This window comes from Aeromonas sp. QDB03 (assembly GCF_027707985.1).
In the GTDB taxonomy this organism is placed as follows: domain Bacteria; phylum Pseudomonadota; class Gammaproteobacteria; order Enterobacterales; family Aeromonadaceae; genus Aeromonas; species Aeromonas hydrophila.
Map to the genome: position 1 here is coordinate 305,591 of NZ_JAPCJG010000003.1, position 19,557 is coordinate 325,147.

Annotated in this window: 18 protein-coding genes; 8 read left to right on the forward strand and 10 right to left on the reverse strand. The window is 64.4% G+C overall.

Going from position 1 to position 19,557, the window contains the following annotated elements; genetic code table 11:
* The first annotated feature begins 159 nt into the window (after positions 1 to 159).
* The gene (locus PG900_RS10665) at positions 160 to 741 is read left to right on the forward strand and encodes a hypothetical protein (RefSeq protein WP_270831437.1); all 582 of its coding nucleotides are present in this window, start codon (positions 160 to 162) and stop codon (positions 739 to 741) included.
* A 198-nt stretch (positions 742 to 939) separates the two neighbouring features.
* On the opposite strand, the gene PG900_RS10670 is transcribed toward PG900_RS10665, so the two are convergent.
* The gene (locus tag PG900_RS10670) at positions 940 to 1,392 is read right to left on the reverse strand and encodes a hypothetical protein (protein ID WP_202011703.1); all 453 of its coding nucleotides are present in this window, start codon (positions 1,390 to 1,392) and stop codon (positions 940 to 942) included.
* Between the two features lie 465 nt (positions 1,393 to 1,857).
* Between PG900_RS10670 and PG900_RS10675 the strand changes: the two genes are divergently transcribed.
* Positions 1,858 to 3,330 carry a C69 family dipeptidase gene (locus PG900_RS10675; protein WP_270831438.1) on the forward strand — a complete coding sequence of 491 codons (1,473 nt, stop codon included), beginning with the start codon at positions 1,858 to 1,860 and terminating at the stop codon, positions 3,328 to 3,330.
* 61 nt (positions 3,331 to 3,391) lie between these two features.
* Here the strand turns inward: PG900_RS10675 and PG900_RS10680 are convergent, their stop codons facing one another.
* From PG900_RS10680 to PG900_RS10690, 3 genes are read right to left on the reverse strand one after another with little or no spacing between them, the layout of a single operon-like run.
* The gene (locus tag PG900_RS10680) at positions 3,392 to 4,138 is read right to left on the reverse strand and encodes an SDR family oxidoreductase (protein WP_270831439.1); all 747 of its coding nucleotides are present in this window, start codon (positions 4,136 to 4,138) and stop codon (positions 3,392 to 3,394) included.
* Positions 4,139 to 4,194: 56 nt separating this feature from the next.
* Complete coding sequence (locus tag PG900_RS10685) at positions 4,195 to 4,440, reverse strand: DUF3624 domain-containing protein (protein ID WP_270831440.1); 246 nt, start codon at positions 4,438 to 4,440, stop codon at positions 4,195 to 4,197.
* 13 nt (positions 4,441 to 4,453) lie between these two features.
* The gene (locus PG900_RS10690; protein WP_270831441.1) at positions 4,454 to 4,912 is read right to left on the reverse strand and encodes a GNAT family N-acetyltransferase; all 459 of its coding nucleotides are present in this window, start codon (positions 4,910 to 4,912) and stop codon (positions 4,454 to 4,456) included.
* Positions 4,913 to 5,098: 186 nt separating this feature from the next.
* Between PG900_RS10690 and PG900_RS10695 the strand changes: the two genes are divergently transcribed.
* Entirely contained in the window at positions 5,099 to 6,541 is a 1,443-nt protein-coding gene (locus tag PG900_RS10695) for a RimK family protein (RefSeq protein ID WP_270831442.1), read from the forward strand.
* Between the two features lie 24 nt (positions 6,542 to 6,565).
* A complete protein-coding gene (locus PG900_RS10700) occupies positions 6,566 to 7,099 on the forward strand; it encodes an MgtC/SapB family protein (protein ID WP_175610280.1) in 534 nt (177 codons plus the stop codon).
* 54 nt (positions 7,100 to 7,153) lie between these two features.
* Here the strand turns inward: PG900_RS10700 and PG900_RS10705 are convergent, their stop codons facing one another.
* The 3 genes from PG900_RS10705 to PG900_RS10715 all read right to left on the reverse strand — a co-directional run bounded on the left by PG900_RS10705 (position 7,154) and on the right by PG900_RS10715 (position 11,368).
* Positions 7,154 to 8,773, reverse strand: coding sequence for an alpha-amylase family protein (locus PG900_RS10705; protein WP_175610281.1), 1,620 nt, complete (start codon positions 8,771 to 8,773; stop codon positions 7,154 to 7,156).
* A gap of 123 nt (positions 8,774 to 8,896) precedes the next feature.
* Positions 8,897 to 10,864: a TonB-dependent copper receptor gene (locus tag PG900_RS10710; protein WP_076361619.1), complete on the reverse strand. Its 1,968-nt coding sequence runs from the start codon at positions 10,862 to 10,864 to the stop codon at positions 8,897 to 8,899.
* Between the two features lie 246 nt (positions 10,865 to 11,110).
* Complete coding sequence (locus PG900_RS10715; RefSeq protein WP_029304479.1) at positions 11,111 to 11,368, reverse strand: DUF2442 domain-containing protein; 258 nt, start codon at positions 11,366 to 11,368, stop codon at positions 11,111 to 11,113.
* 259 nt (positions 11,369 to 11,627) lie between these two features.
* Between PG900_RS10715 and PG900_RS10720 the strand changes: the two genes are divergently transcribed.
* On the forward strand, positions 11,628 to 13,601 hold the full coding sequence (locus tag PG900_RS10720) for an LTA synthase family protein (RefSeq protein ID WP_270831443.1): 1,974 nt from the start codon (positions 11,628 to 11,630) through the stop codon (positions 13,599 to 13,601).
* Positions 13,602 to 13,658: 57 nt separating this feature from the next.
* On the opposite strand, the gene PG900_RS10725 is transcribed toward PG900_RS10720, so the two are convergent.
* Entirely contained in the window at positions 13,659 to 14,129 is a 471-nt protein-coding gene (locus tag PG900_RS10725) for an Lrp/AsnC family transcriptional regulator (protein WP_270831444.1), read from the reverse strand.
* A gap of 159 nt (positions 14,130 to 14,288) precedes the next feature.
* On the opposite strand from PG900_RS10725, the gene PG900_RS10730 reads away from it, so the two are divergent.
* A complete protein-coding gene (locus PG900_RS10730; RefSeq protein WP_270831445.1) occupies positions 14,289 to 14,807 on the forward strand; it encodes a cyclin-dependent kinase inhibitor 3 family protein in 519 nt (172 codons plus the stop codon).
* A gap of 8 nt (positions 14,808 to 14,815) precedes the next feature.
* Here the strand turns inward: PG900_RS10730 and metA are convergent, their stop codons facing one another.
* A complete protein-coding gene (gene metA / locus PG900_RS10735; RefSeq protein ID WP_011704462.1) occupies positions 14,816 to 15,769 on the reverse strand; it encodes a homoserine O-acetyltransferase MetA in 954 nt (317 codons plus the stop codon).
* A gap of 144 nt (positions 15,770 to 15,913) precedes the next feature.
* Between metA and PG900_RS10740 the strand changes: the two genes are divergently transcribed.
* Positions 15,914 to 17,152 (forward strand): HD-GYP domain-containing protein, encoded by a 1,239-nt coding sequence (locus PG900_RS10740; protein ID WP_016349264.1) that lies wholly within the window; start codon positions 15,914 to 15,916, stop codon positions 17,150 to 17,152.
* A gap of 58 nt (positions 17,153 to 17,210) precedes the next feature.
* On the forward strand, positions 17,211 to 18,368 hold the full coding sequence (locus PG900_RS10745) for a competence/damage-inducible protein A (protein WP_270802106.1): 1,158 nt from the start codon (positions 17,211 to 17,213) through the stop codon (positions 18,366 to 18,368).
* Between the two features lie 71 nt (positions 18,369 to 18,439).
* Here the strand turns inward: PG900_RS10745 and PG900_RS10750 are convergent, their stop codons facing one another.
* On the reverse strand, positions 18,440 to 19,534 hold the full coding sequence (locus PG900_RS10750; RefSeq protein ID WP_270802108.1) for an ABC transporter permease: 1,095 nt from the start codon (positions 19,532 to 19,534) through the stop codon (positions 18,440 to 18,442).
* Positions 19,535 to 19,557 lie beyond the last annotated feature (23 nt).

Consider the following 19,557-nt stretch of genomic DNA (forward strand, 5'->3'; position numbering starts at 1 on the left):
TATCAAATTGCACAGTGGGGGCCGGGCTAGCGGAAAGATGTGATGCGGCGCCACTCCTGTTTCTGTGCCGCTCTGCTATGGTCTCTCTGGGAACCGGGTGTTCCACTCTCATCGCCCCGCTCCTGCCCTCCCCACTCTTTTGTTCATAAGGTCTGACACATGAAACTCAAGCATGCATGGATTGCCGGTTTGCTTTCCCTCTCGACCTGTCTGGCGCAGGCTGCCGAGGTGGCAACCGAAGTCACCACGGCCCCTGGCAAGGCCAACCTGGTGGAAGCCGTCTCGGCCCAGGCCACGGTCACCGCCATCGACATGGCCAGCCGCAAGGTCAGCCTGAAAAATGCCGCCGGCGAGGAGTTCGACATCGTCGCCGGTGAGCAGGTCACCAACTTGGCCAACCTCAAGGTGGGCGACGTGGTGGCACTCCGCTACCTGCAGATGCTGGATCTGGAGCTGCTCAAGGGCACCGCCGGGGTGAGAAAACGCATCGTGGAAGTGGCGGCCGACAAGGCCGAAGCAGGTGAGAAGCCGGGCGCCGGGATCGGCAAAAAGGTCACTCTCTATGGCGACGTCATCGCGGTCGACAAGGGGCAGCAGACCATCACGGTGAAGGGGGTGGATCACACCCTGGTGCTCAAGGTGCACAACCCGGCCCAGTTTGCGCTCATCGCCAAGGGCGACCAGATCAAGGCCGTGCAGACCCAGGCGGTGGGGATCGGCATCCTGCCCGAGAAGAAGTAGCGACGGCCTGAGCCGATGCAGCGGCCGGACGCCGTCCGGTCACCAAGGGAGTGGCAGCCGCCCTCCCTTTTTTGCTGCCGTGGTGGCGGCGCAGAGCGGCCCGTGCTGCGCCGCATCGGCAACCCACTCATGGTGCCCGGACAGGGGCAAGTGATTGCCCCCACCGACCATGGGTTGCCGTTCGAGTCATCCCACCGTTCAGGCGCTCTTGGTCTCTTCCTTGGCGCTGCTCTTCTTGCCGGTGAGGCGGTCCATCGCATCCTGCAACATGGCGTCCCGCTGCTCGTTGAGCGGCTTGCTCTGCGCCGCCCGCTCTTCGGCAGTCAGCTGCTTGTTGTCGGCAATCGTCTTGAGCTTCTCTTCTATCTCGTTGAATTTCTTGCGATCAAAGCCGAGCGCCTTGTCCACCAGCTGCTGCATCACGCCCCCCTTGTCGGAGCCGATGTCGAGCGCCGGCGGCAGCTTGCTGTTCTTGGCCAGGTGTTCATAGGTCAGCGCCTGCTGGGCCTGACCAGTGATCCGCTGGGAGGAGAGGTTGACCAGATCTTCCCAGCCGCCACCCTGGCCGCTGTCGGCACTGCTGAGGGTGGCGAGAGCACGGTTGTTGGAGGCGCTCTGGGCAAGCTGCTGGCTGTAGGGTTTGATATCCATGGGGGCTCCAGTCTGCATGCCGATCCGGCATGACGAGGTCGCTGATTCGATGGCATGAGGCGCCAGGCCCCATCATTGGCAATAAAACCAGCAAGTTGCAGGCCAACTTGCCAGATTGGTGCAGATCCCGGCTCGCACGGGCTCGCGAGCTGATCCATGACCATCTCGACGTCAGAATCATGACGCTGCGCTGCCCAATCGGCAGCTTCTGGTGCATATCGCTGCCTTTTTCACGCTTTACCAGACAAAGCAAAGGAACGACTCATAGATCACAAAACAAACAACCAGCGAGGCATACAATTTCGGCGCACAAAACGACCAGCAAGCAGTGTTATGGATGAAATGTTTGCGTCATCGACCATGAGCAGCACGATCCCCCGGCAGCTTATCGGCGGCTGATCGCACTGCGGCAGACCTGCATCCCACCGCCTGGCTTTCACCCACAGTTACGCTTCGGGCAATCCCATGAAAAAACACACCTTGAGTCTTCTCTCCGCCACCCTGCTCACCCTGCTTGGCACCAGTGCCGACGCCTGTACCGGCCTCATCGTCGGCAAGGGTGCCAGTGCCGATGGCAGCGTGATGATCGCCAGAAACGAGGATTTTGGCGTCAACAACTGGAACAAGTACCTCGCCTTCCGGCCCGCCCAGCAGAACGAGGGCAAGGTCTGGAAACTGGGCAACGGGCTGGAAGTACCGATGCCCAAGGCCTTCTTCGCCTATTCCGCCATCCGCGACTGGGATGCGACGTCCAGCGACCCGGCCGGCAAATATTATGAAGAGCGCGGCATCAACGAATTCAACGTCGCCATCTCGGCCACCACCAGCGCCGAGGTCAACGACAAGGCCCAGAAAGCCGATCCGCTGATTGAGAAGGGGGTCATCGAGGCCATCATCCCGACCCTGATCCTGCCGCAGGCCAGGACGGCCAAGGAGGGGGTCGAGCTGCTCGGCCGTTATGTGGAGCAATATGGCGCCGGTGAGGGTAACAGCCTCTATCTGGCGGATGTGAACGAGGCCTGGCTGATGGAGATCGGCTCCGGCCACCACTGGATCGCGGTGCGGGTGCCGGACGACAGCTATGCCATGGTGGCCAACGGCCTGCGCATCCACGGCGTCAATCTCGACGGCGCCGATGTACTGCACTCGCCCAGGCTGCTGGAGTTCGTGCGCGAACACAAACTGCTGGATAACGCCGACCCGAAAGAGTTCAACTTCGCCAAGGCGTTCGGGGTCATCGCCGACCCCTACAACGTGGATCGGGAGTGGCTCGGCCAGAAGATGCTGACCGCCAGCCACCCGCAGCCGACCCGGCAGGCGCAATATCCGCTCTTTATGAAGCCGGATGCCCCCATCGCCGTGCCGGACGTGGCCAGGCTGCTGAGCGCCACCTATGACGGCACGCCGCTGGCGGGCAAGGCGGAGCGGCCGATCCGCATCGATCGCCAGCTGGAATCCCACGTCATCCAGCTGCGCAAGGAGATGCCCAAAGAGCTGCAGGGGCTTATCTGGCAGAGCTACGGCGTGCTGGCCGAGTCCGTGATGGTGCCGCTCTACAACACCCTGGAGTCCTACCCCCTGCCCTATCGCACCGGCAGCGACAGCTACTCCGATGACTCCGCCTACTGGCAGTTCCGCAGCCTGACCGCGCTGGCCAGCGCCGATCCGGACAAGTACCTGCCGCTGCTGCGCGGCGTCTGGAGCAAGGAGAGCAGCAAGCTCTACAAGGAGGTGGCCCTGCTCGACAAGAGCCTGAAGCAGGCCTATGCCAGCGACAAGGCTACCGCCATCGGGCTGGCCGCCGACTACTCCTATGGCCAGCTGGAGCAGACCTATCAGATGGCCAAAGAGCTGCGCTACAAGCTGATGACGGATCTCACCAAGCGCACCGAGCAGAAGTACTCGCCGGAAGAGTTCAAGAAGATCATGAGCCTGTAATCGGCTCACCAACGCAAAGAGGCTCCCAAGGGAGCCTCTTTCATTTCGTCAACTACCGCCATCAGCGGCGGCTGATATTGAGCGGGCCGAAGGTCTGCGCCACCGGCATGATCTCGATGCTGTTGATGTTGACGTGGGCCGGCTGCTGGCTCACCCAGAGCACGGTATTGGCGATGTCTTGTGGCTGGATCGCCTGCACCCCCTGATAGACGGAAGCCGCCTTGGCATCGTCACCGTGGAAGCGCACGTTGGAGAACTCGGTGCCGCCGCACAGGCCTGGCTCCACGTTGGTGACGCGGATGGCAGTGCCCGCCAGATCGGCGCGCAGGTTGAGGCTGAACTGCTTCACGAACGCCTTGGTGGCGCCGTAGACGTTGCCGCCCGGATAGGGGTAGGTGCCGGCGATGGAGCCGATGTTGATGACGTGGCCGCGATTGCGCACCACCATGCCCGGCAGCAGCAATCGGGTGAGCAGAGTCAGACCGCTGATGTTGGTGGCGATCATCTGCTCCCAGTCTTCCAGATCCGCCTTGTGGGCCGGCTCCAGCCCCAGCGCCAGCCCGGCGTTGTTGACCAGCAGATCCACCTCGCGCCACTCGGCCGGCAGCCCGTCGATGGCGGCGCGGGTGGCCGCCTTGTCCTGCACGTCGAACACCAGCGGCAGGAACTGCGCGCCCAGCTCGTCGGCCAGGGCAGCCAGCCGTTCGCCGCGGCGGCCGGTACCGATCACCCGGTAGCCCGCCTGCACCAGCTGACGGCTGATGGACTCACCAAATCCGGACGAGGCGCCCGTTACCATTGCTATCATCTGAACCTCCATATCTACAGCGCTATTGTTATTTACCTGTTTGAAATCAATCTGATTCATTCATCGCTCAATTCACGTCCGGTCACCTTGCGCCAGACAAACACCAGCAGGTGGAGCAGAAAGAGGCCCGATCCCCCCAGCGCGAACAGCAGGCCGGTGAGGGCGTTGACCGAGGTGTCGGCGCCACACCACCACCAGACCAGCCAGCCGATCAGGCCGATGACGAAGGTCTGGCAGGCGCAAACCGGGCAGCGCCCCAGCTTGGCCTTGATGGCAGTGGCGAGGCAGTTGTCGCAGCTCATCCCCTCTCCTCTCTCAGGCCGGCTTCAGTGCCAGCACCAGCCGGTGGGCGTGCTGACCGTGGCCATAATAGTCCGGCAGCTTCTGTCTGGGCCGAAAACCCAGCTCGCGATAGAGGGCCTGCGCCTCTTCATTGGCATCGCCGACCTCCAGCCGGATCGCTCCCCAGCCGGCTTCTTTGCCCTCCTGGATCACCTGCTCCAGCAGGCGGCGGGCCCAGCCTTGCCGGCGGATGGTCCAGCGGATGGCGAGAGTCTGGATGATCAGCCGATCCCAGCCCCTGTGCTCCAGCAGGCAGAGGTAGCCCATCAGCTGCTCCTGCTGGTCCAGCACCAGCAGGGTACGCCCCTTGGCGTGGGTCAGCAGATAGTGCCAGCGGCTGCGACCAAAGGCGACTTCGGGGGGAAAACAGTAGCGTTCCAGCTTAACGATGGCGCCCAGATCATCGGTCCGGGCCGCGCGCACGGTCAACACGGGGAGTCCTTGTTCGGTTATTTATCTTCATCACCAAAAATGCGACTTGTATCACAAGTTACCAAGGCGGCATATTAGGCACTGTAACCTCTTGTTTCCCCTCGCGCCATTGTCGTGCTTGTCGGTGCATCGAAGCCCACTGGGGATCCTGCCGTTTAAGGCAGTTTCATCTGTGGAGCCGAAAAAATGAGTACCTACGTCATCGTCGAAGAGCCGGGCGACTGGCCTTGCCATGCCGATTATCTGCTGACCGCCCGCACCTACCTGCAACACGGAGTGCCCACCACCGGCGGCCGCCCCCGCATCATCAACCTCTGTCGCAATCTGGAGCACCTCAGTGCCGGTTACTACTGCTCGCTGCTGGCCCAGGCCCGCGGCCACCACTGCCTGCCGGGTTTGCAAGCCATCAGCCAACTGCAGCCGCAGCAGCCACCGGCCAAGCTGTGGCGAAAATTGCAGGGCTGGCTGGCCCAGCAGAGCGAGGACCGAATCCGGGTACGCGCCATCTTCGGCCAGTGCGAACAGAGCGAGCTGGCGGGGCTGGCCCGCTACTACTACGGCCTCAGCCAGCTGCCGCTGCAGGAGCTGACCCTCAAGCGCGGCCGCCACGGCTGGTCGGTGCGCCAGCAGCAGAGCCTGTCACCGCTGGCGCTGAGCACGAGCGAGAAGGCGCTGATGCTGCACCACGCCCAGGCACTGGTGGGCACCGGCGACGAGGAGCAGGCGGCGCCGCTCTACCAGCTCGCCATTCTGGTCGACCCCAACGACGGCCGTGCCAGCAGCGATGCGCTGGCGCTGACGCGCTTCATCCTGGCGGCCGCCGCGCAGGGGATCCGGGCCGAGATCCTGGCGCCGTCCGCCATCGAACGGCTGCCGGAGTTCGATACCCTCTGGCTGCGCTCGGAGACTGCAGTCGGCCACTACACCTTCGAATTTGCCCGCCGCGCCGAGCAGCTCAAGATGCCGGTGATCGACAGCTCCCGCGCCATCCTCGCCTGCAGCAACAAGCTCTACCTCTACGAGCTGATGGTACGCAGCGGCGTGCCCATGCCGCCCACCATGGTGGTGACCCGCCGCGGCCGCCACCACGTGGACGAACTGGTACAGCGGCTCGGCCTGCCGCTGATGGTGAAGGTGCCCGACGGGGCGCAGGGGCGCGATCTGGCCATGGCCAGCGACGAGCAGCAACTGGCCCGCCTGCTGGACGAGGGGCTGGCCCGCTCCGCCCTGCTGCTGGTGCAGAGCCGGATCCCCGCCGAGTTCGACTGGCGCATCGGCTTTCTCGACGGCTCGCCGCTGTTTGCCTGCCGCCGTTTCCGCCCCGAGCCCGGCAACCGCATCCGCCGCCGCAAGCACCCCCTCGACATGAGCCGCATCGAGGCGCTGCCGCTCAACGAGGTGCCGGAGCGGGTGCTGCAGACCGCCCGCCGTGCGGTGCATCAGCTCGGCAACGGCCTGTTCGGGGTGGATCTGCGCCAGCAGGATCGGGACTGCGTGCTGCTGGAAATCATCGACAATCCCTGGATACGTGGCGATATTGAGGACAGAGAGGCAAAGGACCTCTACGAGCGCCTCGCCCGGGCCTTCCGCCAGCGGCTGGAAAACCGGGGGCAGAGCGCGGCCGGATAACAAGCATCGATAGCAGAGGTGGATATGATGACGACTGATTGGTGGGACATAGCGCCCCTTGGCTGGGAGAACATCCTGGTCTGTCTGGTGTGCGGCACTCTGGTAGGGCTGGAGCGCCAGCTACGCGGCAAGCCGGTCGGCATCCGCACCTCCTCGCTCATCATCCTCGGCACCTACTGCTTTCTCGCCATCGGCGCCGCCCTCAGCCCCCAGAGCGCCGATCAGGCGCGGGTGCTGGGCCAGCTCATCACCGGTATCGGCTTTCTCGGTGCCGGGGTGATGATGACCCGGGATGGTCAGGTACTGGGGGTCACCTCCGCCGCCACCGTCTGGATGCTGGCCGCCCTCGGCGCCCTCATCGGCATGCAGATGCTGCACCAAGCGCTGCTGCTCACCGGCGTCACCCTCTCCATTCTGGTCGGTGTCGACTATCTGGAGACCAGCTTCAAGAGCCTGCGCCGCGGGGTGCACAACCGGCTGGAGAGCTGGCGGCACGGCAATGGCCACGCACAGGCTGCCCCCCATCAGGACGAGCTCGGCAGCGGCATCGAGAAGTAACTTCCACCACGAAAAAGGGCTCCATCACGGAGCCCTTTTTGTTGCCAACCTCGCTCAGCGCACCAGCAGGAAGCGACCGCTCAGCGGTGGCAAGTCCACCGTCACGCTGCTGCCGCCGATGGCCAGGCTCTCGCCGCTTTGCAGATCCACCAGGGCGCTGCCGCTGCGCAGCTTGCCGACCGGCACCGCGTAGCTCTGGGGCGTGCTTGAGACGTTGAGCAGGTAGACTACTTGCTCTGCCGCCGTCTGCTTGATGTCGCCATAGACGCTCCCCTCGGCCACCAGCTTGACCCGCTCCCCCTGATAGAGGGCGGGGTGGGCGGCGCGCAGGGCCAGCAGCTGGCTGAGCCACTGTTTCAGCTCGCTCTGCTCGCTGCTCGGCACGAAGCCGGTGACACCGGGCACCTTGCCATCGCTGCGGGCCACGTGATCGTCACAGAGCCCCTGCGCGGCACAGTCGCCTCCCACCTGCTTGGCAAAGCCTGGCACCTCGTCGCCAAACTCCTCGCCGTAGTAGAGGGTGATGGGGCCAGAGCGGGCTGCCAGGAAGCTGAAGGCCGCCTTGTGGCGCTGCCAGTAGTCCGCCGGATTGAAGTTGCCGCGCTCCAGCAGATCGCCGAAGCGCACCAGATCGTGGTTGCCCAGCATCAGGTTGGGCATGGCGTGGTTCGGGTAGTTCTCCACCTTGTTCCAGCTGGCGTCGAGCACGCTGGCCCCCTGCCCGCCCTTGCCGGACTCCTCCACCGCCAGCGCCTGCACCAGGCCGTAGCGCAGCGGGAAGTCGAACGCCGACGAGAGCGCCGGGTTGTCGCTCGGCCCATACGCCTGGGCGCGGATCTCGTCGGCGCCCTTCCACACCTCGCCCACCATGTAGCCGAGGGTGCCCCACTGTTGACCGGCGGCCTTGCGCGCCGCGCTGGCCCGTTCCACTTCGCTGCGAATGGCGCGCCAGTCGTCGAGGCCGAGCTGATAGGCCTGATCGAGGCGCCAGCCGTCGATGCCGTACTGCTCGACCCAATAGCGGGCCACCTCCTTGAAGTAGGCCAGGCTCTGGGGCTGGCTGTAATCCACCAGCTGACCGGGATAACCGGCTCCGCCGCTCTTGAGGGCGGGCAGCCGTCCCTCGGGCGAAGGCTTGCTCACCCCCACCTTGTTGACGTGGCCGAACACCCCGTCGAGGAAGACGTAGAGGCCGCGCTGATGCGCTCCGTCCACCAGCTTCTTGAGCTGGACGTTGCTGCCGAAGTTGGGGTCCACGTTGAAGAAGTCGCAGGCGAAGTAGCCGGTGGCATCGAGCTTGTCGTCACCGCCTTGTCCCGCGCAGGAGTCAAACACCGGGGTCAGCCAGATGGCGTTGACGTTGAGGCTCTTGATATGGTCCAGGCTGTCGATGACCCCCTGCAGATCGCCGTTGTGCTGGGAGGGGCCGTAACCGACGCCGTAGTTGGCGCTGCCGTCGCCGTCGACGAACGACTCCACCATCACCTGATAGGTGCGCAGATTGCAGGCAGGCTGATCATTGCCGTAGCAGGCGCGGCTGGCGGTGGCCGGCGGCGGGTTGGTGACCGGGGGCTGCAGGGGCTCGCTGGAGCCGCTCCCGCCTCCGCTGCCGCAAGCCGTCAATAACAGGGCGGCCCCGATGAGGCCGCCATGGCGCAACGTTCCTTGTTTCATTGTTATGTTCCCGCTGTGGTGGTATCGGCGCCCAAAGCGCCGCACTGGGGCCATGATAGCGGCCCCGTCCGCACGGGTCTGTGACTGAAAACGTTACCTGGCTCAGTCGGTTGGCGCGCCGACCTAGAGCACGCCGGCCGAGGCGAAACGGTAACTGACCGAGAGCCAGTAGGCGCGGCCCGGCTCCGGAATCCGCCCTACCTGCTCGTAGCCCAGCCCGGCCTGACTGGCGTGTACCGACTTGGAGAGGTGCTCGTAGTAGAAGGTGTCAAACAGGTTGTCGACCCCGGCCGACAGCTGCCAGCCCGGCTGGAACTGCCAGGCGGCGCTCAGGTTCATGGTGAAGAAGCCCGGGGTCTCCCCCTGATCCTGACCGGCTACGGTGCCGGAGCCCACATCGACCCGATCCTGCGCGGCCACGGCGCGGCCCAGCAGGGTCAGGTTCCACGCCTCGGCTGGTTGCCAGCCCAGCGCCAGCTTGCCATCGAGCGGCGGCATCTGGGCCAGCGGCAGGTGATCGCTCTGGTTTTCGCCGTAGACCACAGCCAGACCGCCGTCGAGGCGCCACTGCTCGGCAAACTGCCAGCGTCCTTCCAGCTCGCCACCACGGGTCTGGGCGTCGATGTTGCGCACCTTGTTCGACTTGTTGTTATAGAGCAGATAGTCCTGAATGTCGGCGCTAAAGAGGGAGAGGGTCAGATCCAATTCGCGGCTGCGCAGGGCCAGCCCAGCGTCCCACTGGCGGCTGCGCTCGGGGTTGAGGATGAAGGGCACGCTGTCCTTGCTGCGCTCCCAGTAGTCCGGAGCCCGTTTCGCCTGGCCCCAGGCCAGGTAGCTCGACCAGGCCGGCGACCACTGGTATTCGTAGCGGCCAAAGCCGCTGTCCAGGGTCAGGGTATCGCTGTAGAGGGTCTGATCCCCCGCGCCGTAACGGGTAGTCTCAACCCTGTCCTGCCGATACCCCCCCTTGTAACTGTGAGCCCCCTGCTGGCGGCCCAACTCGGCAAAGCCGCCCTGCTGCTCGAAGCGCAGGGTGCGCTGGCGATCCTTGGTGGCATAGTCGACGCCGCCCCGGCTGCGGTGCTGATCCCGGTTGCTGTCGAGCCCAGCGGTCAGCAGCCAGTCGGCCGGCAGGGCGATGTCGTTGGCCCAGCGCCCGCCGGTGTTGCGCCGGTCCGGGTTGGAGAGCATCTTCATGCCGCTGTTCGGACGCAGGCTGAAGTTGTCCATGATGTGGTCGATGTCGTTGTCCCACAGGGTCAATTCGCTGCGCTGCCAGTGGCGGCTGATCTGCTCCTGCCTGAGCTTGAGGCCGAAGGATTCCCGATCGAACATGGGGCCGTCCATGGTGCGATCCGCATAGGCGGCGCGGGCGTTGCTGCGCTCGGCGGTGAGTTCGAGCCAGGTGTGCTCACTGGGAGTCCAGCCAAGCTGGGCGGTGCCGTTCTCGCGCCGGTAGAAAGAGCGCACCTTGTCGCCGTGGCCGTCGCGATAGTCATCGCTGTCGGAGTGGGTGAACTGGCCGCGCAGATAGCCCTGCGGCGCCCCCACGGTGGCATCCAGCATCTGGTCGTCGCGCCCGAAACTACCATAGAGCGCCGACGCCTCGGCTTTGACGCCGGGGGCGGTGAACTCTGGCCTGTCCCGCTCGAACAGCACGGTGCCCGCCAGGGTCGCCCCCTGCTCGAGGGATTGCGGCCCCTTCAGCACCCGGATCCGGTCGAAGGATTGAGGAAAGACGTAGGCGGTGGGCGGGTCCATCCGGCCACCGCAGCCACCGGCCAGCATGCCGCCATCCATCTGCACGTTGAGGCGGGACATGCCCATTCCCCGCAGTACGGGATCGCCACCCAAGCCCCCCTTGCGCACCATGCTCATGCCGGTGACGTTCTTGAGGTAACCGGCACCGTCGGCCGCCGGCATGGGGGAGCCCGGTTTCTTGGGATCCAGGGTCACCTCCAGGGTGCTGGCGGGACGACTGGCGACCACCACCATGGGCTCCAGTTGCTGGACCGGCTCCTGGCCGGCGGCGCCGTGACAGGCAAAACCGCCCACCAGCAGGGCCAGCGGGGTGCGCATATGACAAGCCATACTCTTTCCTTATCTCTCTGTTTATATTGTTGTTTTAATTCCAACCGCCAAAACCATGCAGCTGCTGGAAGGTTTGCCGTCAGGCTGCAAAAAAGGCCTGCGGCGCAGTGGCGGCAAGCCCTCTGAGGCGAAGCCAAGCTAGGGTTGGCAAAATGTTGCGCAGGTTTTACCCAAATTGGGTAAGGAAGGCAAACGTTCAAACATTCCCGTCACAGGAATCTTGGGATGGTTCACAAAAACAGGGGGTTAGCTGAACGCTTCCCGCTCGTCGATGGGCTTGATCAGGTGATAGACCTCGTGGGCCGACAGGGTACAGCCGGCGGGCCACTCCAGCTGGTGGTGGCGATTGATGAAGACCCGAGCGCAGCGCCGCTCCGAATCCAGCGCCGCGAACAGCGGCTGGGTGCGCCAGGGAGTCAGGTCCAGCGCCCCCGTGGTACCGTCCGAGAGCACCACGAACAGGCTCCACCCTTGCAAATATTCCACATCGATAAAGACCGGCATCCCTTCGGCTCCGATTGAGAAAATTCGGCGCCATTATAGATAAGCCCCCCGCACCGCTTTGCCGGCAGGATCACAGTTTCTCCAGCCGTTTATGCTGTCTTCGATCCCTGCGCGCCCTCACATAAAAATCATAAATCGTGCCAAAACATCCTTTTAAACAGCACCTACACGCAACCTTTCCTCGGGCCCGCTGTCATAACCCTGCAATATAAAAACAATGCGCCCGTGGACGGGTGCAAACAGGCTTGTAGGAACAACAATGACCACTATCAGACGATGGCTGGGACCGTTTTGGCCCATCGCCGTTTTTTCATTGATCGCACTCGTCTCTCTCTCCATTAGCCGGCTCGCGCTCGGCCTCTGGCAGCTGGAACGGGTCGACGCCGTCGCCGGCTGGCAGGAGATGCTGCTGCAGGGGCTGCGGGTCGACTTCGCCACCCTCTGCTGGCTGTGGGGCGTGCCCGCCGTGTTCACCCTGCTGCTGGCCGGCCCCCATGCCGTGGGCCGTGTCTGGCTGCAGTTCATCCGGGTCTGGCTGACCCTGGGGCTCTGGCTGCTGCTCTTCCTGGAGATCTCCACCCCCTCCTTCGTGACCGAGTACGGGGTGCGGCCCAACCGCCTCTACATCGAATACCTCATCTATCCCAAAGAGGTGTTCGCCATGCTGTGGGCCGGCCGCAAGGGCGAGCTGCTGCTGGCACTGCTGTTCAGCGGCGCCGTGCTGACTGGCGGCTGGTGGCTGAGTGGCCGCTTGCTGCGCGGCATCAGCTTCCCGCGCTGGTACTGGCGGCCCGCCTTCGCCCTGCTCATTCTGGCTATCGGTTTTCTCGGTGCCCGCTCCAGCCTGGGTCACCGCGCCCTCAACCCGGCCATGGTGGCGTTTGCCAGCGATCCGCTGGTCAATGCGCTCACCGTCAACTCCTCCTACTCCCTGTTCTTCGCCATCAAGCAGATGCGGGCCGAGGAGGATGCCAGCCAGTTCTACGGCGAGCTGCCCCGCCAGCGCATTCTGGATCTGGTTCGCCAGGAGAGCGGCCGCGAATCCCATGAATTCAGCTCCGACACCCTGCCCAGCCAGACCTTCAACGAGGCCAGCTACGGCGGCAAGCCGAAGAACCTGGTGATCCTGCTGCAGGAGAGCCTGGGCGCCCAGTTCGTCGGCTCCCTCGGCGGCCTGCCGCTCACCCCGAACATCGATGCCTTGTCGAAAGAGGGTTGGGCGTTCGAGCAGCTCTACGCCACCGGCACCCGTTCGGTACGCGGCATCGAGGCGGTACTGACCGGCTTCACGCCGACCCCGGCCCAGGCCGTGGTCAAGCTCGGCCGCAGCCAGACCAACTTCTTCACCATCGCCGATCTGCTCAAGCAGCGGGGCTACGACACCAGCTTCATCTACGGCGGCGAGAGCCACTTCGACAACATGCGCAGCTTCTTCCTCGGCAACGGCTTCACCACCATCGTCGAGCAGAAGGACTTCAAGAACCCGGTGTTCGAGGGCTCCTGGGGCGCCTCTGACGAAGATCTGATGGCCAAGGCCGACGAGACCTTCCGGGCGCTCAGCAAGCAGGGCAAACCCTTCTTCAGCCTGGTGTTCAGCTCGAGCAACCACGATCCGTTCGAGTTTCCCGACGATCGCATCGCCCTCTATGAACAGCCCAAGCAGACCCGCAACAACGCCGCCAAGTACGCGGACTACGCCATCGGCGAGTTCTTCAAGAAGGCGAAGCAGTCGGACTACTGGAAGGACACCCTGTTCCTGGTCATCGCCGATCACGACAGCCGGGTCAGCGGCGCCAGCGGCGCCAGCCTGGTGCCCATCCCCCGCTTCCACATTCCGGGAGTCATCGTGGGTGACGGCATAGCGCCGAGACAGGATCCGCGCATCGTCAGCCAGATCGACATGGCGCCGACCTTGCTTTCCCTGATGGGGATCAGCGCCGACTACCCCATGCTCGGCAAGGATCTGACCCGCATGCCCGCCGACTGGCCGGGGCGCGCCATCATGCAGTACGACAAGAATTTTGCCCTGATGCGCGGCAAGGACGTGGTGATCCTGCAGCCGGAGCGGGCGCCGGAAGGCTTCATCTATGAGGATGCGACAGAGACGCTCACCCCAGCGCCGCAGCCGGCCACCATGAAGGATGCGGCCCTCGGCCTGGCGCTGTGGGGCAGCCTCGCCTACAAGCAGGGGCTTTACCGGACGGCGCCGGATACCCGCACCGTGCTGAACTGAGCGCAATAAAACAAAACCCGCCGATTGGCGGGTTTTTTGTAGGAGGCAGACGGGGGGTCAGGTGTTGAGGAAGCAGGGCAGCGAGCGGCTGAACTTGTGCTCGAACACCAGTGAGGTCTCCAGGTGCACCACCTCTTCGCGGGAGGTGAAGTGATCGAACACGAAGTTGCGCAGGTGCTCGGTATCGGCGACGCACAGATGCACCAGGAAGTCATCCTTGCCGCCCATGTGGAACAGGCTGATCACCTCGGGCAGGGCCAGGATGGCGTCGCGAAACGCATCGATGATCTGGCGGCTGTGGCGGGCCAGCTGTAGCGACACAATGGCCTGGATGTGGCCGCCGAGGGCCTGGTAATCCACCTCGCAGTGGGCGCCCTTGAGCACCCCGTCCTGCTGCAGCTTGCGTACCCGTTCCAGACAGGTGGACGGTGCCACCCCGACCAGCGCGGCCAGATCCTTGTTGGTCATGCCCGCATCGCGAAACAGATGGGCCAGGATATCCAAATCCAGTTGATCCAGGTTTCTCATCTTTACTCCTTGAACCGCTCAATTTTTTAGACTCTGCCCGTAAACCGGGCCGAACACAACGCAGATTGACATCGGGGCCGCGCCCCCTATGCTTTGGCGCACTCAAAAACCGGGTCAGGCCCGGCTTGCCCCGCCGTTGCTGGCGTCATAAGGATCTTTATGCACCCGTCTCACCCCTTCTGGAGCCAGGAAGTCCCCCGCGTCGATGGCCAGCTGCTGCTGACCCCCTGCCCCGGCACCCAGCAGGTGGCGCTGCCGCTGGCGCTGAGCCAGCTCAAGCTGGCCGGGGCGCACGGCGTGCTGACCCTGATGACCGACGCCGAGCTGGCCCGCCTCGAACTGGGCAGGCTTGGCCAGCAGATCGAGGCCACCGGCATGCGCTGGTTCCAGCTGCCCATCGAGGACGATCAGGCTCCCGATGCCGCCTTCGAGGCCGCCTGGCATAAGACTCTGCCGGACCTTATCGGACTGCTGCGGGACGGCAAGCACCTGGTCATCCACTGCAAGGGCGGCAGCGGCCGCACCGGGCTGGTGGCGGCGGCCCTGCTGATGAGTCTGGGCCAGCCCCAGCAGGAGGCGATGACCGCCATCCGGGCCCATCGCCCCAAGGCCTTCACCCTGGCCTGCCACCGCCAGTGGCTCGACGGGCTGGCGGCGCGGCTGGCCGAGGGCGACTGAGCCAGTCCCTACCTCGACGGCGAGTTCTGCTGATAGGTAAACACCTTGCCGATATCCTCGACGCGATAGCTGGTGAGCTGATAGACGTAGTAGTTGAGCCAGTTGGAAAACAGCAGGTGACCGTGGCTGCGCCAGCTGGCGCGCGGGGTCCGGGTCGGGTCGTTGTCCGGGTAGTAGTTGACCGGAATGACGGGCTCAAGCCCGGCCGCCAGATCCCGCTGGTATTCACCATCCAGGGTCAGCGCATCGTATTCCGGGTGACCGGTGACGAATACCTGACGACAATCCTTGGTGGCCGCCAGATAGACCCCGGCCTCTGCCGATTCGGCAAAGATCTGCAGATCGGTGTGGGCGCGGATAAGATCCCCATCAAACGCTGCGTAACGGGAGTGTGGCGCCACGAACTCGTCGTCGAAGCCGCGCAGCAGCGGTTCGTGCTCGTCGAGCCGGTGGTGGCGATAGACCCCGGACAGCTTCTCGCCGTGGGTCTGCTTCTCCATGCCGTACAGGGCTTTCAGCGCCGCCTGCACTGCCCAGCAGAGGAACAGGGTGGAGGTCACGTGCTGATGGGACCACTCGATGATCTCGACGATGCGCGGCCAGTAGACCACCTCTTCGAACTCCACCAGCCCGAGCGGCGCCCCCGTGATGATCATGCCGTCGTAGTTGTTGCCGCGCACCTGTTCGAAGTCGTGATAGAAGTTCTCCAGGTGCGCCTGGGGCGTGTTCTTCGACTCCCGATCGTCGATGCGCAGCAGATCCACGTCCACCTGCAACGGCGAGTTGGAGAGCATCCGCATCAGCTGGATCTCGGTTTCAATCTTCTTGGGCATCAGGTTGAGGATCAACACCCGCAGCGGGCGGATGTTCTGGGTGACGGCCCTGGATTCCGTCATCACGAAGATGTTCTCCTGCCCCAGCACTTCGGCGGCGGGTAACTGATCCGGGATCTTGATCGGCATGCTTACTCCCTGTACTGCATCGGTAAATATGTCTGGACATCCAGAAGCCTATAATAAAGCACCCACCCTGTCATCAGATACCTTTTGTATTCACCCCCACCTTTGACTAGCATACGGCTCAGTGTGTCTCTCGCATCCAAGACAATGACAGGTATCAAGATTTCAGTAGACCGGCTGCAAGTCGGCAATTACGTTTCTCTGCCACTTGGCTGGCGCGAACACCCCTTCCTGTTTTCCAGCTTCAAACTCAAGAATGAAGAGGAGATCGAGCTCATTCGCCGGCTCGGTCTCAAACTCGTGACCATCATCCCCGACAAGAGCGACGCCCCGCCCAAACCGCTGAACCAGATCCAGGCCCAGCCGGTGGAGGCGCCGGATACCTCCCAGCGTCAGGCCGAAATGCAGCTGGAGAAAGAGCGCCGCATCGAGCAGCTGCAGCAGTATCGCCGCGATCTGCAGCAGTGCGAGAAGCAGTTCCAGCAGTCGCTGGCCCAGGTACGCAACGTGATGAGCAAGATCCAGTCCCGCCCCCTCAACGCCATCGGCGAGGCGCAGGAGCTGATCAACGCCATGACCGAGCAGCTGCTGTCGGTGGACGAGATGGTGCTGCACCTGGTCTCCGACAGCGAGGATGGCAACAACCTCTACTTCCACTCCCTCAACGTCAGCGTGCTCAGCATGCTGCTGGCCAAGGAGTGCAACATGTCGGCCGACGAGATCCGCCAGGTCGGCATGGGGGCCCTGTTCCACGACATCGGCAAGCTGAAGATCCCGAGCCAGATCCTGCGCAAGACCGAGCCGCTCACCAAGCCGGAGCAGAACCTGATGGCCCAGCACCCACGCTACGGGCTGGATCTGCTCAATCTGGCCAAGGACTTCCCGGCCGAGGCGAAGGGGATAGTGCTGCACCACCACGAATACCTGGACGGCAGCGGACCGGAGGGGCTCAAGAAGGGGCAGCTCGATCCGCTCACCCAGATTGTGTCGCTGATCAACGAGTACGATAACCTCTGCCACATGCAGGCCAAGGTGCCCTACTCGGCCCTGAGCGGCCTCTACAAGCAGCGCAAGGCCCAGTTCAATCCTGAGTACCTCAGCATGCTGATCCGGCTGATGGGGATCTACCCGCCCGGCAGCGTGGTGCAGCTCTCCAACGGCCAGGTGGGGCTGGTGATGTCGGTCAACGCCTCCCGCCTGCTCTACCCCTCGGTACTGGTGTACGATCCACGCATCCCGCGCCAGGAGGCCGCCATTATCGACCTGCAGCAGGCCGAGCTCTCCATCGCCAAGGTGATCCATCCCAAACGGCTGCCGCCGGCGGTGTTTGAGTACCTCAACCCGCGCACCCGCATCAGCTACTACTTCGAACACACCAAGCCCTGATCGACCCGGCCACCCAGGTGGCCCCCCAAGCCCAGCCGTCAGCCCCGAGGAGCCCGCCATGCGCATCGAAATCATCAGCACCGGAGACGAGATAGTGACGGGTCTGGTGGTGGACACCAACGCTGCCTGGCTCAGCGCCCTGCTGCTGGAGCAGGGCTGGCAGGTGCGCCGCCGCGTCACCGTGGGGGACAACCTCAAGGACTTGAAAACCGTGCTGGCAGAGAGCGCCAGCCGTGCCGAGGTGGTGCTGGTGTGCGGTGGGCTCGGCCCCACCGCCGACGATCTCACCGCCCAGGCGGCGGCCGAGGCCTTCGACCAGCCGCTCACCCTGTTCCCGGACTGGCTCGCCACCATCGAAGCGCGCTACGCCAGCCGCGGCAGGCCCATGCCCGCCAGCAACGCCAAGCAGGCCTGGCTGCCACAGGGGTGCGAGATCCTCGACAACCCGGTGGGCACCGCCTGCGGCTTTGTGGTCACCCACACAGGCCATCAGGGTCCAAGCCGGCTCTTCTTCACCCCGGGCGTGCCGTTCGAATTCAAGCAGATGGTGCGCGAGCAGATCATGCCGCGCCTCAAGGCGCTGGCCGGCGCGCAGACCGACACCGAACTGCGCCGCTTTTATACCTTCGGCGTCTCGGAGTCGGCCCTCAGCGACATGCTGGATGCCGCGCCCTGGCCCGCCGGCATCGAGCTCGGCTACCGCTCCTCCATGCCGCTTATCGAGCTGAAGCTTATCGGCCACGGCGCCAGCACGGCGGACATGGACACCGCCGAGGCGCGGCTGCTCGCCGCCATCGAGCCCTGGCTGGTAGGGCGGGGCGATGAGGAGCCGGCGCGGCAGATCCTGGATCTGTTGGGGGGTAAACCGCTGACGCTGCAGGAGGGAGAGAGCCGGGGCGCCCTGCTGGCCATGTGCCACCCGCATCCGGCCCTGACGGCCAGCTTCAGCCACGCCCTGACCAGCGAGCTGGCGCAGCTGGCGGCGCCCGCAGCCCCCCTCAGCCTGACCATAGGCAGCGCAGGCCCGGACGGCGTGCCGCTGCTGCTCTGCGTCGATGGGCAACTGCACGGCCAGACCCTCAAGGTCAGCCACCCGGATCCCGACAGCGGCCGCCGGATCCTCGCCTTCGCCGCCCTCGACATGCTGCGCCGCCAACTGCAGGGGCTGCCGGTGCTAGGCGACTACCGCACCCTGGCCCGTACCGCCAGCCGCTGACAGGCCAGCAGCAAGCAGCAAGCAGCAAGCAGCAAGCAGCAAGCAGCCAGGTTCTCACCCCTCGCGGGGCATCAATCCAGGCTCTTCTTGAAGCGATGGGCAGCCAGGGTCAGCACCAGCAGGGTGAACCCCGCCAGCCAGAGCACGTCAGGCAGCAGCTCGGCGAGCTCGCCACCGCGCAGCACTATGCCCCGGATCAGCCGCATGAAGTGAGTGGCCGGCAACACCTCGGCAATCCACTGGGCCGGCAGCGGCATCCCCTCGTAGGGGAACATGAAGCCCGACAGCAGGATGGAGGGCAGCAGGATGAACACCGTCATCTGCATCGCCTGCAGCTGGGTCTGCGCCAGGGTGGAGATGAGCAGCCCCAGGGTCAGGCTGGCGGCAATGAACAGCAAGGTCGCCAGCAGCACCTGGCTCAGAGCCCCGTTGATTGGCACATCGAAGATGAAGTGGCCGAGTCCGAGGATGATGGCCACCTGGATCAGCCCCACCCCGATATAGGGCAGGATCTTGCCCAGCATCAGCTCCATCGAGCCGACCGGGGTGGTGATGAGCAGCTCCAGATTGCCGCGCTCCCGTTCGCGCACGATGGCCGCAGAGGTGAACATGATCATGGTCATGGTGAGGATCACCCCGAGCAGGCCGGGCACTATGTTGACCGCCGAACGGCGCGCCGGGTTGAAGTAGAGCACGGTCTCGAAGGTGGGGGGGGCCGTCTTGAGGTCGGGTTTCAGATCGGAGAGCGGCATGTTGCGAAGGCCGAGCAGGGCTCCGGCGATCATGGTGTCCGAGCCATCCACCAGCCACTGCCCCGCCGTCTCGCCGGCGCTGAGCCGGCGGCTCAGATCGGCGGGCAGCACCAGCACGGCGCGCACCTCGCCCCGGGTCAGCGCCGCCTCGGCCTGCTGCACTCCGACGTATTGCTGCTTGATCTGCACCACCTGGCTCGCCTTCACCGCTTCCACCAGCAGCCGGCCCGGCGCGCTCTGGCTCATCTCCACCAGTCCCACCGGGATCTGGCGCACGTCGGTGTTGATGGCGTAGCCAAACAGCAGCAGCTGGATCAACGGGATCATCACCACCATGCCGAAGGTCAACCGGTCTCTGGCCAGTTGCCTGAGTTCTTTCTGAGTGATGGCCCAGAGCCGTCGCAGACTGTTCATCGATTCACCTCCACTGGGCTCAT